This window comes from Pseudomonas sp. MEJ086, assembly GCF_030209025.1.
GTDB classification, from domain to species: domain Bacteria; phylum Pseudomonadota; class Gammaproteobacteria; order Pseudomonadales; family Pseudomonadaceae; genus Aquipseudomonas; species Aquipseudomonas fulva_A.
The window spans coordinates 73,914-88,703 of the sequence record NZ_JARVSV010000012.1; the positions used below are offsets into that span (position 1 = coordinate 73,914).

11 protein-coding genes and 2 pseudogenes are annotated in these 14,790 nt (G+C 64.9%); 1 reads left to right on the forward strand and 12 read right to left on the reverse strand.

Annotated elements, in window-relative coordinates:
- Nucleotides 1-24: 24 nt before the first annotated feature.
- The 8 genes and pseudogenes from QRN22_RS26590 to QRN22_RS09565 form a co-directional block, all read right to left on the reverse strand.
- A pseudogene (locus QRN22_RS26590) lies at nucleotides 25-255 on the reverse strand (methyl-accepting chemotaxis protein); the annotation flags it as partial.
- Between the two features lie 15 nt (nucleotides 256-270).
- A pseudogene (locus QRN22_RS09535) lies at nucleotides 271-999 on the reverse strand (PAS domain-containing protein); the annotation flags it as partial.
- A 62-nt stretch (nucleotides 1,000-1,061) separates the two neighbouring features.
- Nucleotides 1,062-3,407, reverse strand: coding sequence for a trimethylamine N-oxide demethylase (locus QRN22_RS09540; protein WP_042553456.1), 2,346 nt, complete (start codon nucleotides 3,405-3,407; stop codon nucleotides 1,062-1,064).
- 9 nt (nucleotides 3,408-3,416) lie between these two features.
- A complete protein-coding gene (locus QRN22_RS09545) occupies nucleotides 3,417-4,787 on the reverse strand; it encodes a trimethylamine monooxygenase (RefSeq protein ID WP_042553455.1) in 1,371 nt (456 codons plus the stop codon).
- Nucleotides 4,788-4,866: 79 nt separating this feature from the next.
- Complete coding sequence (locus QRN22_RS09550) at nucleotides 4,867-5,997, reverse strand: aminomethyl transferase family protein (RefSeq protein WP_042553454.1); 1,131 nt, start codon at nucleotides 5,995-5,997, stop codon at nucleotides 4,867-4,869.
- A 26-nt stretch (nucleotides 5,998-6,023) separates the two neighbouring features.
- A complete protein-coding gene (locus QRN22_RS09555) occupies nucleotides 6,024-7,040 on the reverse strand; it encodes a heme-dependent oxidative N-demethylase family protein (RefSeq protein WP_042553453.1) in 1,017 nt (338 codons plus the stop codon).
- Between the two features lie 15 nt (nucleotides 7,041-7,055).
- Nucleotides 7,056-7,982 (reverse strand): PDR/VanB family oxidoreductase, encoded by a 927-nt coding sequence (locus tag QRN22_RS09560; RefSeq protein ID WP_042553452.1) that lies wholly within the window; start codon nucleotides 7,980-7,982, stop codon nucleotides 7,056-7,058.
- Entirely contained in the window at nucleotides 7,979-8,506 is a 528-nt protein-coding gene (locus tag QRN22_RS09565; RefSeq protein WP_042553451.1) for a dimethylamine monooxygenase subunit DmmA family protein, read from the reverse strand. The genes QRN22_RS09560 and QRN22_RS09565 overlap by 4 nt, the downstream gene beginning before the upstream one ends.
- Nucleotides 8,507-8,710: 204 nt before the next feature.
- Here QRN22_RS09565 and QRN22_RS09570 point away from each other — a divergent pair, with 204 nt between their 5' ends.
- Nucleotides 8,711-9,334: a LuxR C-terminal-related transcriptional regulator gene (locus QRN22_RS09570; protein ID WP_042553450.1), complete on the forward strand. Its 624-nt coding sequence runs from the start codon at nucleotides 8,711-8,713 to the stop codon at nucleotides 9,332-9,334.
- A 105-nt stretch (nucleotides 9,335-9,439) separates the two neighbouring features.
- Here QRN22_RS09570 and QRN22_RS09575 read toward each other — a convergent pair whose 3' ends face one another.
- From QRN22_RS09575 to QRN22_RS09590, 4 genes are all read right to left on the reverse strand, one after another.
- The gene (locus QRN22_RS09575; protein ID WP_042553449.1) at nucleotides 9,440-10,834 is read right to left on the reverse strand and encodes a purine-cytosine permease family protein; all 1,395 of its coding nucleotides are present in this window, start codon (nucleotides 10,832-10,834) and stop codon (nucleotides 9,440-9,442) included.
- 272 nt (nucleotides 10,835-11,106) lie between these two features.
- Nucleotides 11,107-12,150 (reverse strand): LLM class flavin-dependent oxidoreductase, encoded by a 1,044-nt coding sequence (locus QRN22_RS09580; protein ID WP_042553448.1) that lies wholly within the window; start codon nucleotides 12,148-12,150, stop codon nucleotides 11,107-11,109.
- Between the two features lie 149 nt (nucleotides 12,151-12,299).
- Nucleotides 12,300-13,310 carry an ABC transporter substrate-binding protein gene (locus QRN22_RS09585; RefSeq protein ID WP_042553447.1) on the reverse strand — a complete coding sequence of 337 codons (1,011 nt, stop codon included), beginning with the start codon at nucleotides 13,308-13,310 and terminating at the stop codon, nucleotides 12,300-12,302.
- Nucleotides 13,311-13,626: 316 nt separating this feature from the next.
- Complete coding sequence (locus QRN22_RS09590) at nucleotides 13,627-14,775, reverse strand: ABC transporter ATP-binding protein (RefSeq protein ID WP_042553446.1); 1,149 nt, start codon at nucleotides 14,773-14,775, stop codon at nucleotides 13,627-13,629.
- Nucleotides 14,776-14,790: the final 15 nt, after the last annotated feature.

Sequence of the window (14,790 nt, forward strand, 5' to 3'; positions counted from 1 at the left end):
TGGTTCGCCCGAGCGCTCCTTCTGCAGCATGCCTTGAATCTGCTGCACCGATTCCTGGGTGCGTCGCGCCAGATTGCGCACTTCGTCGGCGACCACGGCGAAGCCGCGACCCTGATCGCCGGCCCGTGCCGCTTCGATGGCGGCGTTGAGGGCCAGCAGGTTGGTCTGCTCGGCAATGCTGCGAATCCCCCCGGCGACCTGAGCAATCTGCGTGTAGGTGGCCTGGATGTTGGCTTGTTCGCGCTGGTGCAGCGTGGCGGTGGTCTTCTCGTCGCTGATCTCGCGTACGGCGCCGGTGACATACAGCAGGCGGCCCTGGGCATCGCGCAGGCAGCGGCCGCGTTCGCGGTACCACACCTCGCCACGGGTCTTGTGGCGCATGCGGTATTCGACGGCGTAGAAGCCATCACCGCCGGTGTCGACCATCGAGGCATTGAAGGCCTGCATGACCTGTTTCAGGTCATCGGCGTTGACCACCTTGAAATAGCTGTCCCAGCCATCGGGAAATTCCTGGGCGCTGTAGCCGATCAGCTCGCGGAACTGCTCTGACCAGCGAATCAGGTTCTGCGGATGGTCGGGGTCGCCGCCCACCACGTTCATCGCCCAGCTGCCTTCGGTCAGGGTGCGTTTGGTCAGTTCCCAGACCTGGCGTTCTTCGTCCCAATGGGCGCGCTCGGCTTCCAGCTCGTGCAGGCGCCGCTGGCTGTCGTCACGGGCGTGGAGGAGTTCGCCGATCTGCGCCCGGGCCTCGGCGAGGTCTTCCCGGAGTGCGGCGTACTCCTCTGCACTGCAGGGCGGCGGCGCCTGGCATTCGGCCTGCTGGCGAATGCGCTGCAATTCGTCCCAGTCGCGCTGCAGCCGCTGCAGGCTGCTGAACAGCCGAGCGTCGCGCTGCAGATGATGCTGTGCGGCAGCCGCGCTGGGCTGGCCGTCGAACAGACGGTTGAGCCACTGGCTGAGTTCATCGGCCAGGTTTCGGGATGCATTGCTGAACCACATGGGCCACCTCCGTGAGATCGAATGGCCATCACCAAGCAATTCTCTTTCCACAAGCGGTTCGGTTATGCCCGTACCCTGCTCTTGTCCGGGTCGTAGGCGACGGTGCTGGCGCCGACCTGGGCGCGAATGCGCTTCTGCTGGCCATCGAGCTTGCCTATCTCGACGGCGGTACCCGGCTCGCAGTAGCCAACATCCAGGCGACACAGGGCGATGTTGCGGCCCAGCAGTGGTGAGCGCGTGGCACTGGTGATCACGCCGACACGGGCCCGGCCGCTGTATACGCCGTCGCCGTGGGCCGCGGTTTCGTTGCCTTCCAGCTGCAGGCCGACCAGCTTGTGGCGGGGTGCTGCGCTGCGCCTTGCCAGCGCATCGCGGCCGATGAAATCCGCCGCCTTGCTCTTGAGTGGCACACAGAAGCCAATGCCGGCCTCGAACGGATCGGTCTGGTCGTCGAATTCGTAACCGGCGAAGATCAGCCCGGCTTCGATACGCAGCATGTCCAGCGCTTCGAGACCGAGCGGTACCAGGCCCAGGGGTTCACCGAGCTGCCACAGGCGTTGCCACACCTGCAGCGCATCGTGCGGATGGCACCAGATTTCATAGCCCAGCTCGCCGGTATAGCCGGTGCGCGACACCATCACGGGGGGGCCGTTGTAGTCATCCAGGCGGCCGACCAGAAAGCGGAACCAGCCCAGCTCTTCCAGCGCTGGCTGGGTGCCGGGCGTCCAGATCATCTGCGCGAGCAGTTGGCGGCTCAGCGGGCCCTGCACGGCGACGTTGTGAATCTGCTCGGAGGCGCTCTTTATCCACACCTTCATGCCCAGTTTTGCGGCCTGTTCACGCAGCCAGATGCCGGCGTAATCCTCACCACCGATCCAGCGAAACGCATCGGCGCCGAGGCGCAGCAGGGTGCCGTCGTCGAGCATGCCGCCGTGCTCGAAGCACATCGCCGAATACACCACCTGGCCGACCGCCAGCTTGCGCACGTCGCGGGTCAGGCAGTGGTCGAGCAGCGCTTCGGCGTCAGGCCCGAGCACCTCGAATTTGCGTAGCGCGGAAAGGTCCATCACCGCCACGCGTTCGCGGCAGCCGTGGTATTCCTCGGTGGCGCCGTAGCCGTCGAAGCGGGTCGGTGTCCAGAAACCCCGGTAGTCGACGAACTGCCGGGTGAGGGCCGAGGTGCCGGCGTGAAAGCCGCTTTCGCGGGTCAGCACCGGATCGGCATCTGCTGTTTTTCGAGTGGCCATGGCGAGACTGAAACGCTCCTTCTCGGAATACACGCGGATATGGATATCGGTGGGCTGCCAGCCATTGGCGGGGTCGATGTCGTCCGGGCAGGAACTGCTGGCGCAGACCAGATCGGTCAGCGCCTTGAGCAGGACGTAATCGCCAGGGCGCGACCAGGGTTCGTCCAGCGTCAGGTGCTGGTGCGCGTCGATGGCGGTGTTGTAGAAGAAATTGATCGCCGGCCAGCCGGCGCGCGGGTCTACGCCGTGAGCGGCCATGGCGCGGCTGATGTTGTCGCTGCAGTTGGCGTGGCCGAAGTAGCCGTGCGCCTCGTAGTAGCGCGCCGCACAGGCCAGCGCGAAGGTATCGTGGCGGCCGACGGTATCGCGCACTACCTCCAGCATGGCTTGCATGTCACGGTCGTAGAAGCGGCTGAACAGGCCCGGCCCCGGGTAGGCGTTGCCGTTCAGGGTACGGGTGACGGTGGGGTCGAGGTCGATCTCGCGTCCGGCATCCAGGCCGGCGCGGTCGAAGGCGACGAAATCCGAACACTGGCGCCCGGCAACGTCGATCACCTGGACGAACTGCCCGGCTGCGACGAGGTAGTCGCGTGCGCTGCCGGGGTGGATGGTGAACTCGTCGATCACCTCGCCCAGCGGCGCGGGAAGTGGCGGCACCCAGAGCCTGCGCGGGTTGGCGCGATGCAGCAGCACGCGGAGTTCACTGGCGCGTTGCTGGCTGTGCACTGCGCTACGCCCACCAGGGGCGGCGACGATCACGCACAGCGCAGCGTTGGCCAGCAATTCGCGGCTGAAGCCTGCGGGTGTGGCGGCGGGCCACAGCCGGGCGGCGGCCGGCAGGCGGCGACAGTCCACACCACGACGAGTGAGCCCGTTGCTGACGTGAATCGACTCGCGGCTGCCATCGTGCAGCAGGTGGGCGATGGCATCGGCACCAGCGCTGGCTTGCAGGCCCAGTGCCGCCAGCGCTTCGCGGCCATCCTCGGTGAAGGCCAGCAGTTCGGCAGGCTGGTCGCCCTCGAGGTCGATCACCTCCAGGCGATCCCCCGGCTCCAGGGTCAACACCGTCAGCCCGCCAGGAGCCACTCGGTGGCGTTCCAGGTCTGCGGCGCGGGCGAACAGCGCCGGCTCCAGTGGGCGGCTTGTCACAGGCAGGTTCATGGCAGCGCCTCAGCTGGCGGACTTCAGGCGGTCGGTGGGTGCGTCGGCCAGGTAGGCACTCAGCGAATCATCCAGGGCCTCCAGCCAGGGGGTGTGATGCGGCGTGGCCAGGGTGCCGGTGATCAGTGAGCGATAGCACTTGTCGCGGTAGCCCATGATGTTGTCGTACTTGTCTTTCTTCCACTGCAGGAAGGTGGCGTTGACCTCGGCGATGTCGAAGCTCGGGTAGTCGGTAGCGGCGATCAACTGGCGGATGTATTCGCCCTGGAATTCGAACATCTGCTGGGCGCTTTCCAGCGTCTCCTCTTCCTGGCGCCAGGCCAGGTTTTCAGCGTGCATGCCCTCGGCGGCGGGCAGGGCGATTCGCCCGAGAATCACGTCGCGGGCGTACCAGGCCTGGGCGTCGAACATGTTGAAGCTGTACCACTGATCCTGCATGCCGAGGTAGATCAGCCGCGGGTTCTGCTCCCAGAACACACCCTTGTAGAGGTTCAGCGGCCACAGGCGATTGCCTGTTTTCAGGCGCAGCGCTTCCGGCAGAAAGGGGAAGTGGTGCTTATAGCCGGTGCACAGGATGATGGCGTCGATGTGCTTGCAACTGCCGTCTGCGAAGAACGCGGTGCTGCCCTGCACGTGGCTGAGCAGTGGGCGCTCCTCCCAGTTGGCCGGCCATTTGTAGCCCATCGGCGCGCTGCGGTAGCAACTGGTGATGGAACGGGCACCGTACTTGTAGCACTGCGAGCCGATGTCTTCGGCCGAATAGCTGGCGCCGACGATGAGCACGTCCTTGCCCTTGAATTCCAGAGCGTCGCGAAAGTCGTGGGCGTGCAACACGCGTCCGGCGAAGCGCTCGAAACCGGGAAAGTCAGGCACGTTGGGTGTGGAAAAGTGGCCGCTGGCGACCACCACGTAGTCGAAGGTTTCGCTGTAGGTGCGGTCATGCAGATGATCGTGGGCGGTGACCGTGAACAGCTCGCTGGCGGCGTCGAAGGTGACGTCGCGCACCACGGTATCGAAGCGGATGTAAGGCCGCACGCCGGCTTTCTCGACGCGTCCCTTTATGTAGTCCCAGAGCACCTCGCGTGGTGGGTAGGAGCCCATGGGCCGGCCGAAATGCTCGTCGAAGCTGTAGTCGGCGAACTCCAGGCACTCCTTCGGCCCGTTCGACCACAGATAGCGGTACATGCTGCCGTGCACCGGCTCGCCGTGCTCGTCCAGGCCGGTGCGCCAGGTGTAGTTCCACATGCCGCCCCAGTCGGTCTGCTTCTCGAAGCAGACCAGTTCGGGAATTTGCGCACCATCGGCCTGGGCGGACTGGAAGGCTCGCAACTGGGCCAGGCCGCACGGGCCGGCGCCGATGATGGCGACTCGTTGGTTCATGTTCGGTTCTCCGGTTGGCGAGGCGTCGCGATGCTCGGCGCTCCCCTGCAACGCCTGGGAGCGAGCCGGCGCGGGTTTATCAGCCCTTGGCGGTACGTTTCTTCTTCTCGGGGTCGTCGAAGGGCAGCGTATGGGCGATGGCGCTCACCTCCAGGCTGCCGCGCACCTGCATCGATACGCCCTGCTCGGCGATATCGGGTTCGACCCGGGCGATGGCCATGGAGCGTCCGCTCAGGCGCGAGTACATGGCGCAGGTGATCAGGCCGACCTGACGCCCCTCGTGCCAGAGGCTGTCGCCCCCCTCGGCGGCTTGCTCGCCATCGAGCAGCACACCGAAGATCCTGAAGCGTTCCTGGCCCTGGCGCCGGTAGTGCTCGGCGGCACCCCGGAAGTCGCGCTTGCCGGGCGACACGGTGAAGTCCAGGCCCAGCTCCCACAGCGTGTCGCCGGCCTTCTGGTCGGCGAAGGGGTACATCTGCGAGTTGTCATAGGGGAAGAACAGCAGGTAGCTCTCCACGCGTAGCCAGTCCAGGGCGGTGAAGGCGCAGGGGATGATGCCGTGGCCCTGGCCTTTTTCCAGGATGCCGTCCCAGATCAGCGGCGCATCGGCGGCCTTGCAGAAGATCTCGTAACCGCGCTCGCCGGTGTAGCCGGTGCGCGAGATCATCACCGGGCGGTCGAACAGCCGGGTCTGCAGGTGATGGAAGTAGGGCAGCTCGCGGATGCCGGGTACGTGCTCGGCGAGAAAATCCACGGCTGCCGGGCCTTGCAGGGAAAGGTCGTGGAGGTCGTCGTCGAACAGAACAGCGACCTGACGACCCTGTGCCGAGCGGATCAGCATCTCGTAGCCGGTACCGGCGCCGTGCACCACCATGAAGGCGTTGGGGCCGGTGCGATAGACGATGCAGTCGTCGATGAAGGTGCCGTCCTCGTCGAGCAGGCAGGCGTACACCGACTTGCCGGGATAGAGCTTGGCCATGTCGCGGGTGGTGGCGTAGTCGAGCAGGCTTTCGGCGTGGGGGCCGACGTAGTGCACCTTCTTCAGCCCCGAGACGTCCATCAGCCCGGCGCGGGTGCGAATCGCCTCATGATGGTCGGCCAGATCGCTGGCATAGGTCCAGGCGGTGCCCATGCCGTTCCAGTCTTCCAGGTTCGAACCAAGCGCCAGGTGGCGTTCGCGCAGGGCGCTGATGCGCCATGAGTTGGCCATGGGAAAATCCTCGTGTAGTGATCGGGTCAGGCTTCGGAATCGAACTGGCGCAGCCAGTCCACCAGGGTCTGACGGTAGCGGGTCATGCCCTTGTAGTCGGCGATGGCATCCGGCAGGTCGCGTAGCACGCGGTGCAGGCGGCGCGCCCAGGCCGGGTTGCTGACCAGTTCTTCCATGCTGATCAGGTAGGTGCGGATGCTGAACAGCACGGCGTTGGAGCGCGGCAGGCGGGCCATCAGCTGCAGCTCCACGCGCAGGTGCACCAGGCGGCCGACGTTGTCCGGGGTGACCGAGCCGCGGTCGCTGCCCCATTCGTGAAAGGTCTCCGGCGAGGTGTCCAGGCGTGGGTTGATGGTCAGCGTCCAGTTCAGTCGGCGCACCGGGTGGCCGACCTGAATGTTCAGCAGAAACTTCAGGGCGCGTTCGAAGATGCCCATCTGGTTGGCCATCGGTACGGGCGAGTGCCACTGTTTGAAGCTCATGCCGGCGTCGAAACGCAGCGACCAGTCGGCCGGGCAGGTGACCATGCCGGCGTCCATGAACAGGTCGCCGTCACGCTGGTCGAGCACCGCGAAATCGCCCTGCATCTGCCGGGTGATGTATTCCAGCGGCTCGCACGGCAGGCTGTCGGCAGCGCCAAAGGTGAAGTGCTGATCGATGCCCATGGCCAGGTTGCGCCAGCGCCAGGCCGTGCCGTTACGTTCAAGCTGGAAGTGCTGCGGGTAGTCAGCGGCCAGCTGCTGCATCAGCATTTCCAGCAGATCCCAGGCGGCCTGGGCCATGTGCGGCATCACCAGGCAGCGCTCGGGGTCACGCTCCAGAACGCGGGCGCGCTCGGCCATCTCCGACAGGTAGTGTTCGTCCACATCGAAGCAGTGCTCGAACACCGAGCCCGGATCGCGCGACACCGCTGGCTCGATGTTCACCGAGTACATGTAGGCATCTTCCGGGAACGGAAACGGGAACCGGGCGATAGCGGCCGGGCTGTTGCGGAAGCTGAAGTCGTCCCGGTAGGTTTCTGCCGGTTTGAAGATCAGGGTCATGGCACGTCTCCGGTATCAGATATCCAGCAGGATCGGGCTGCCGCAGCCACGCGAGACGCAGGGCATCAGGCTGGTGGCGCGCTCGGCGGTGGCGAGAAACAGGTCGCGGTGCTCCACGTCGCCTTTCAGGTAGGGCGTCTGGCACTGGCCGCAGACCCCGCCGCGGCACAGGTTGGGCAGCTCCACACCCGCACCCTCCAAGGCTTCGAGCAGGCTTTGCTCGGCGCCGACAGCCACCTGACGGCCACTGCGCGCCAGTTCCACGATGAAGGGCACGCCCGGCTCCGGCGCGGCGAAGGCCTCCCAGTGCACCCGCGCCGCTGGCCAGCCGAGCGCCAGGCTCTGTTCGCGCAGGGCATCGAGCAGAGATTGCGGGCCGCAGGCGTAGACGTGAGTGCCGAGCGGGCGATGGCTCAGCAACTGGCCCAGGTCGAGACGTCGGCTGCCGCTTTCGTAAATGTGCAGGCGCTTGCCCAGCCGCTCGCGGAGGGTCTCCACGTAGGCATCGCTAACCCCGGTGCGGTAGGCGTAATGCAGTTCGAAAGCGTCGCCGCGGCGCAGCAGTTCGGTGCTATAGGCAAGGAACGGAGTGATGCCGATACCCGCGGCGATCAGCACGTGCAGGCGCGCCGTGCTGTGTAGCGCAAAGAGGTTGGCCGGCGGCGAGATCCGCAACCGATCGCCGGTCTGCAACCGTTCATGCACGTAGCGCGAGCCGCCGCGTGATTGCGCCTGCTGGCGCACGGCGATCCGGTAGTGGCTGGTGTCGCTCGGGTCGCTGAGCAGCGAGTAGGCGTTGCGCTTGCCGTTCGGCAGGTGCACCTGCACGTGGCTGCCAGCGGAAAAGGCCGGCAGCGTGCCACTCAAGGGCTGGAGCGACAGCTCGCGGATCACCGGGGTGATCATCCGGGTCTCACCGACCCGCACCTCGAAGGCGGTCATGGTCGGGCCTGCGCATAGGGCTGGTCGGCATCCGCGCAGACGCCGAGGTAGGCACCCAGGCGCTCGGAGAAATGCCGGCGCACTTCCAGCAGCACAGCGCAGTGGCTGCAGGCTTGCAGATCGGCGGATGTGCCCACCTGCAGACTGGCGCAATGCACGCAGAACAGCATGCGTCGGCCGCTTTCGCTGCAATGCAGGGTGATCTCTTCGGCCAGCAGACCGGCTGCTCGTGCCACACCGCGCAGCGACCAGATGAAGGCTTCGTCGCCGTGCAGCTCGAGGTGCACCCCGACCCGGGCTTCGCTCAACAGCGTGCCCAGCGCCTCGCCCAGCGCGGCTTCGTCGGCGTACTGCGGCAGCGCCAGGTGGCAGAGCTCGCTGGCGTCGATACGGGCCAGCAATTGCGCCTGTCGTTGCTGGCCGGCGTCCTGGGTGACCAGGAGCTGAAGGGTCACCCGCTGGGCAGGGTCGCCGCTGGGGTATCGCGGCACGCTGAAGGGATGCAGCTCGGCTGTGCGGGTCATGGCGATCCTTGTTGCTCTGGATTGAAGCGGTCAGGTCATATGTTGGTGCATGGCTGGTGTTTCTCTGTAGGCAAGATAATTTCCTGCCACGCCTGCGCGCTCAATCCACCTGAGGAGGTATGCCTAAAGGGGTAGTCGCCCTGGTCGAGGCATGGAAGTTGCTGTCGGTAGTGGCCTAACACCGCAGAAGACGGGGAGGAGAACATGCGTGCAGCCGGTTTCGCCCCGGCTCCCGCGGCAGCGTCGAACGCGCTGACCGAACGTGAGGAGCAGACCCTGCAGCTGATCGCTGCGGGCAACAGCAACAAGCAGATCGCCCGCGAGCTGGGCATCAGCGACGGCACGGTGAAAATCTACGTGCGCAGCCTGCTGCGCAAGTTTCACCTGCACTCGCGTCTGGAGCTGGCCAGCTGGGTGCATCGGCACACTGGCAAGGCCTCGGCCGGTACCCAGGTCAGCGTTGGGGCAGGGGGTGTCGCAGGGTTGATCAACGATCTGCCGGTGCTGATCTATCGCGGCGACAACGCCCGCACCTGGTACATGGATTACGTCAGCGAAGGCTGCCTGCAACTGACCGGCTACTGCGCCGAATACCTGACCCGCGATCCCGCTCACAGCTTCGGCTCACTGATCCTGGCCGAGTACGCCGATTACGTCTGGTATTGCGTGCAATGCGCCTTGCTCAAGCACGAGCCCTTTCACCTGCGTTACCGCATCTGCTGCGCCGATGGGCGAATCAAGGAGGTCTGCGAGACGGGGGTTGGCGTGTATTCGGCCACTGGCGAGGTGCTAGGCGTGGAAGGTGCGATCTTCGAGGTGGCAGGCTGAATAGCCGTTGACCCGAAACGAAAGCCCCCGCTCGAGGGCGGGGGCTTTCTCATGCCGCTATCTGTTTTCCCGGATCAGCCCGGTAGCCTGGCTTGGCCGCCAGCGTCAGGCGCGCGACAGGGTGGATATCTGCTTGCGCCGGTACACCGTGTCGCGACGTGACAGCAGCAGGTACAGCGGCAGGGTAACGACGATCGCCACCAGCCAGGACAGGTCGGCGCCATCGAGCTTGCTGGCCATCGGCCCGGTGTAGATCGGCGTGACCGCGAACGGCAGCTGCACCAGGATGCCCACCGCGTAGGCGCTCACCGCGTTGGGGTTGAAGCGCCCGTAGATGCCGCCAGTGGCGTCGAACAGTGAAGGGATGTGGTAGCGCTGTTTCTGCACCAGGTAGAAGTCGGCGAGATTGATCACCGCCCAGGGCACCAGCACGATCATCATCGCCAGGATCAGCTGCATGAAGCGCGAGATGAAGTCCGCAGGCGCGCTGACCGCGACCACGCAGCAGGCCACCAGCAAAATTGCCGAAAGCGCTACCCGGGCCTGACGGCTGGGTGCCCAGTCGGCGGCGAAGGTTTGTACCGAGGTGATCAGTGCCAATACCGCACCGTACAGGTTCAGGGCGTTGTGGCTGATGATGCTGAGGATGAACAGCACCATGAGTACCGGGCCGAATACCCCGGTGCTCTGCTTGACCGCGTCCATGGTATCGGTGTCCGCGCTCACCGACAGCGCCACCAGTGTGCCGAACACGAAGCACAGCGAGGTACCGAGAACGGCGCCTGTATAGGTGGCGATGAAGGGTTTCCAGATACCCACGTTTTTCGGCAGGTAGCGCGAGTAGTCCGAGGTGTAGGGCGCGAAGGAGATCTGCCAGATGGCGCCCAGCGAGGCCATCGCCAGCCAGCCGGCGAGGTTGAAGCCGCCACGGCTGGCGAAATCCGCTGGCAGGCCGTTGGCGAACAGCGCGATGAACCCGGCGAGCAGGCCGATACCCATTACCCAGGTGCCGATGCGGTTGAGGGTGTGGATGAAGTTGTAGCCCAGGATGCCGATCAGCGTTGCGGCGCAGGCACCGATCAGCACCGCGGCAGGCAGCGGCAGATCCGGCGCCACGGTATGGATCGACTTGCCGGCCAGCACGCAGTTGGAGATGAAAAAACCGATGTACAGCACCGCGGCGATCACCACCACCAGCAGGGCGCCGTAACGGCCGAACTGGCCGCGGCTCTGCAACATCTGCGGCAAGCCCAGTTGCGGACCCTGGGCAGAGGCCAGACCCAGGACGATGCCGCCGAGCAGGTGGCCGACCAGAATGGCGCAGATCGCCCAGCCGAGGCTGAGGTGGAACACCTGCACGGCCATGGCGCCGGTGACGATGGGCAGCGGCGCGATATTGGTGCTGAACCAGAGGGTGAACAGATCACGGACACGGCCGTGACGATCGGCATCGGCGACCTGGCCAACGCTGTTGCTTTCGATGAGCTCTTGCTGGGACATGGACTGCTCTCCTGCGCAAATTGGCGACGGCACGCTGCTCCGCGTGAACGGGGCAGAGCCGGAGGGGATGCGTGGGTGGTTGCGGCTGAGCGGGTCAGCTGCGCCTGTCGCGGGAGAGCCCGCAGACGGGGGAGAACGGGCAGGGGTAGAGCAGCAAGGTTGTGCGGGACACCATGGGAAAACCTACTTCTTGTCTTTATTCGGATAGGGTTTTGCGTCTCGCCGCAAGGGCGAAGGCCGCCGCCCGGCATGGCCGGGCAGCGGTTGCGGGCTCAGCGGAAGGCTGGCACCACGTGCTGGATGAACAGCTCCAGGGACTTTTTCTTCTCGGCGTGGGGCAGGCTGTTGTCAGCCCAGAAGCTGAATTCGTCGACGCCCAGCTCCTGGTAGTGACGAATGCGCGCGATGATTTCCTCGGGCGTACCGATCATGGTGTTCTTGCGGATGTTCTCCAGCTCGAACTCCGGGCGCTCCTTGAATTTCTCTTCGGGGCTCGGCTCCAGCAGGCCGTCGACCGGGGTGATCTTGTTGCCGAACCAGGCATCGAAGGTGCGGTAGAAGCGCGAGATCGCAGCGGCACCGACCTTCCAGCCCTCGGGGTCGTCTGCCAGGTGTACGTGGGTGTGGCGCAACACCATCAGCTGTGGGCGTGGCACGTCCGGGTTGTTGGCCAGGGCGGCATTGAACTTGTTGTTCAGGTCGACCACTTCCTCGTCGCCCTTCATCAATGGCGTGACCATCACGTTGCAGCCATTGGCGACTGCGAAATTGTGCGAGTCCGGATCACGTGCGGCGATCCACACCGGCGGAAGTGGTTGCTGCAGCGGCTTGGGCGACGAGGTGCTGGTAGGGAATTTCCAGATTTCGCCGTCGTGGGCGTAGTCACCTTTCCACAGTGCCTTGACCACCGGCACCATCTCGCGCAGGTACTTGCCGCCATCACTGGCGGGCATGCCACCGGCCATGCGATCGAATTCGTACTGATAGGCACCGCGGGCCAGACCGACTTCCATGCGGCCGTTGCTGATCACGTCGAGCAGGGCGCATTCGCCTGCTACGCGGATCGGGTTCCAGAACGGCGCGATGATGGTGCCGGCACCCAGACGGATAGTGCTGGTACGGGCAGCCAGGTAGGCCAGAATCGGCATCGGGCTCGGCGAAATGGTGTATTCCATGGCGTGATGCTCGCCAACCCACACGGTGCTGAAACCACCAGCTTCGGCCAGCAGGGTCAGCTCGGTCAGTTGCTCGAAGAGCTCGCGGTGGCCGACTTCCTGGTCGTAGCGTTCCATGTGGACGAACAAAGAGAATTTCATGTCGCTTTCCTCGATTTTTATAAAGCCCGGTGCGTTTGAGGCGCTGTCGGGGCTGGCCGCCGTGCAGGATCACGAGGCTTATGGTTCATGGTATACCATAATATAAAATACTTTGGCGAGGGGCAGGCGACCAGTGTTATCGAAAAGCGTCAGTGGTTGGCGGCTTGCCAGGCGCTCCAGCGTTGCGCGATGCGCTCGCCGTTGAGGCTCCAGTATTTGAAATCCAGCGTGATCTGCCCGGTTTTGTGGGCACCGGGCTGGTTCTCCGCCAGCTTGGGGTCCACCAATGCCGAGGCGCCGAGATTGACCGGCGCATAACCGGTCAGCGAGGAAAAGTCGGCCTGGGGTTTCGGGCTGGTGGCATGGGCGATGAAGGTGCGCGCTGCCGCGACATTGCGCGAACCCCGGGGTATCACCAGAAAGTCACCGGCCACCAGATTCTGCTGCCAGCTCATGCCCACCGGGGCGCCCTGATCGTGTAGCGCATTGACCCGGCCGTTCCAGAACATGCCCAGGCTGGCGGTCCCGGAGGCGAGCAACTGCTGTGATTCGTCACCACTGCCCCACCAGGCGATATCGCCCTTGATGCTGTCGAGCTTCCTGAAGGCGCGATCCAGATCCAGCGGGTACAGCTTGTCGGCGGCGACCCCGTCGGCGAGCAGGGCTATCTCCAGCACACCTGGGCTCGGCCACTTGTAGAGCGCGCGTTTGCCCGGAAAGGTACTCGTGTCGAACAGTGCCGCCCAGCTCTGCGGCGCCTCGCGCAGGGCCTGGGTGTTGTAGCCGAGGATGAAGGAAAAATAGAACGAGCCGGCGCCGTAGATGGTGACGAAGCGCGGGTCGATGGTGCGCTTGGCGATCTGCTTGAAATCCAGAGGTTCGAGCAGCCCTTCCCGGCCGGCCCGCAGGGCGAAATCCGCCTCCACATCGACCACGTCCCAGGTCACCTGGCCACTCTCCACCATGGCCTTGAAAGCGGCATAGTCGGTGGGCCCGGCCTGCTCGACACGGATGCCGGTCTGCTGGGTGAAGGGTTCGCTCCAGGCGCGGGTCTGCGCTGCCTGGGTGGTGCCACCCCAACTGACGAAGGTGATGCTCTGCTCGGCATGAGCGGTCGACAACAGCTGCAACCCCAGCAGCATGGCCAGCACTGTACGCATGGAAATCCCTCCCGAACGATAAAGACGCCCTGGCTGCCGACCCGGCGAACCTGCCGTGGCCACGCGCCGTACTGGCGTATTGCAAAATGCGCTCCAGAATGGCGGAGGCGCTGCAGCGGGCGGCGGCAGTGCTATCCGCCCGTTACGCTGGTATTGCGTGGGAAAAGCGGTACCACTTGCCTGGGCGGGTGTAACGGTTGAGAGGCTTTCAGCGATCCAGTGTGGGAGCGGGCATGGACTAGGCGTCCCCGCCCGCTCCCACAGGTTTTGGCGTTGACTATGCCGACTGCTTTACCAAGACATATCGCACAACCACTCAGTGCGCTCCGGCGCCCTTGGTCAGGTCGCTCTCGTTCCAGCTGTCGTACAGGCAGGCATCGCTGGCGGCCCAGCGCACACGCGCCTGGGCGCCAGGCTGCAGGGGTTGCAGGCCGCTGCCCATGGCCTTGAGGGTCAGGTGGCAGCCGCCGGGTGTGACCACGTGGCAGGTCAGGCTCTCGCCAAGGAACACCACTTCGGCGACCTGCACGGGGATCTCGTTCCAGCCCGCTGGCAGGGGCGTCTGCGCAGCGACTTGTTGCGGCAGCACCTGGGCTTTTTCCGGGCGCAGCATCAGCAGTACGTCCTGATCGTTCTGCAGATTGGCGGTCGGGGTGATCGACAGGCTCTGCTGCTCGAACTGCACGGCGGCCTGGCCACTGACCTTCGTCCGCAGGAAGTTGGAGTTGCCGAGGAAGGAGGCGACGAAGGCGTTTGGCGGGTTCTGGTAAAGGTCATAACCGCTGCCCAGACCGACGATCTTGCCGTGGCTGAAGATGGCGATACGCTGTGACAGGCGCATGGCTTCCTCCTGATCGTGGGTCACGTAGACGATGGTGATGCCTAGGCGCCGATGCAGGTGACGCAACTCGTCCTGCAGGTCTTCACGCAGCTTCTTGTCCAGCGCGCCGAGGGGTTCGTCCATCAGCAGGATGCGCGGTTCGTAGACCAGCGCGCGGGCAATCGCCACGCGCTGTTGCTGGCCGCCGGAAAGTTGCGCCGGACGGCGGTGCGCGAACTCGCCGAGCTGCACCAGCTTGAGCATGGCCTCGACCTGGCGCTGCTGCTCGGCGGCACTCAGTTTGCGGATCGCCAGGGGAAAGGCGATGTTCTGGCGCACGTCGAGGTGCGGAAACAGCGAGTAGCGCTGGAACACCATGCCGATATCGCGCTTGTGCGGCGGCACGTTGACCAGGGATTTGCCCTCGACCAGGATTTCCCCGGAGCTGGGGGTTTCGAAGCCGGCCAGCATCGACAGCGTGGTGCTCTTGCCCGAGCCGCTGGAGCCGAGAAAGGTGAGGAATTCGCCCTCCTGGATCTCCAGGGAAATGTTATCCACAGCGGTGAAGTCGCCGTAATGCTTGTTCAGGTTGCGCAGGCTGACCAGCGTTTGTGGTGCCCGGTTTTCTTGGATGACAGCACTCATGAAATTCTCCTCGGC

What these genes read in the sequence shown, in the direction of transcription:
- QRN22_RS09545 (WP_042553455.1), bottom strand. Translation starts at nt 4,787, where the DNA reads ATGAACCAACGAGTCGCCATCATCGGCGCCGGCCCGTGCGGCCTGGCC.
- QRN22_RS09550 (WP_042553454.1), bottom strand. Translation starts at nt 5,997, where the DNA reads ATGGCCAACTCATGGCGCATCAGCGCCCTGCGCGAACGCCACCTGGCG.
- QRN22_RS09565 (WP_042553451.1), bottom strand. Translation starts at nt 8,506, where the DNA reads ATGACCCGCACAGCCGAGCTGCATCCCTTCAGCGTGCCGCGATACCCC.
- QRN22_RS09570 (WP_042553450.1), top strand. Translation starts at nt 8,711, where the DNA reads ATGCGTGCAGCCGGTTTCGCCCCGGCTCCCGCGGCAGCGTCGAACGCG.
- QRN22_RS09555 (WP_042553453.1), bottom strand. Translation starts at nt 7,040, where the DNA reads ATGACCCTGATCTTCAAACCGGCAGAAACCTACCGGGACGACTTCAGC.
- QRN22_RS09590 (WP_042553446.1), bottom strand. Translation starts at nt 14,775, where the DNA reads ATGAGTGCTGTCATCCAAGAAAACCGGGCACCACAAACGCTGGTCAGC.
- QRN22_RS09585 (WP_042553447.1), bottom strand. Translation starts at nt 13,310, where the DNA reads ATGCGTACAGTGCTGGCCATGCTGCTGGGGTTGCAGCTGTTGTCGACC.
- QRN22_RS09560 (WP_042553452.1), bottom strand. Translation starts at nt 7,982, where the DNA reads ATGACCGCCTTCGAGGTGCGGGTCGGTGAGACCCGGATGATCACCCCG.
- QRN22_RS09540 (WP_042553456.1), bottom strand. Translation starts at nt 3,407, where the DNA reads ATGAACCTGCCTGTGACAAGCCGCCCACTGGAGCCGGCGCTGTTCGCC.
- QRN22_RS09575 (WP_042553449.1), bottom strand. Translation starts at nt 10,834, where the DNA reads ATGTCCCAGCAAGAGCTCATCGAAAGCAACAGCGTTGGCCAGGTCGCC.
- QRN22_RS09580 (WP_042553448.1), bottom strand. Translation starts at nt 12,150, where the DNA reads ATGAAATTCTCTTTGTTCGTCCACATGGAACGCTACGACCAGGAAGTC.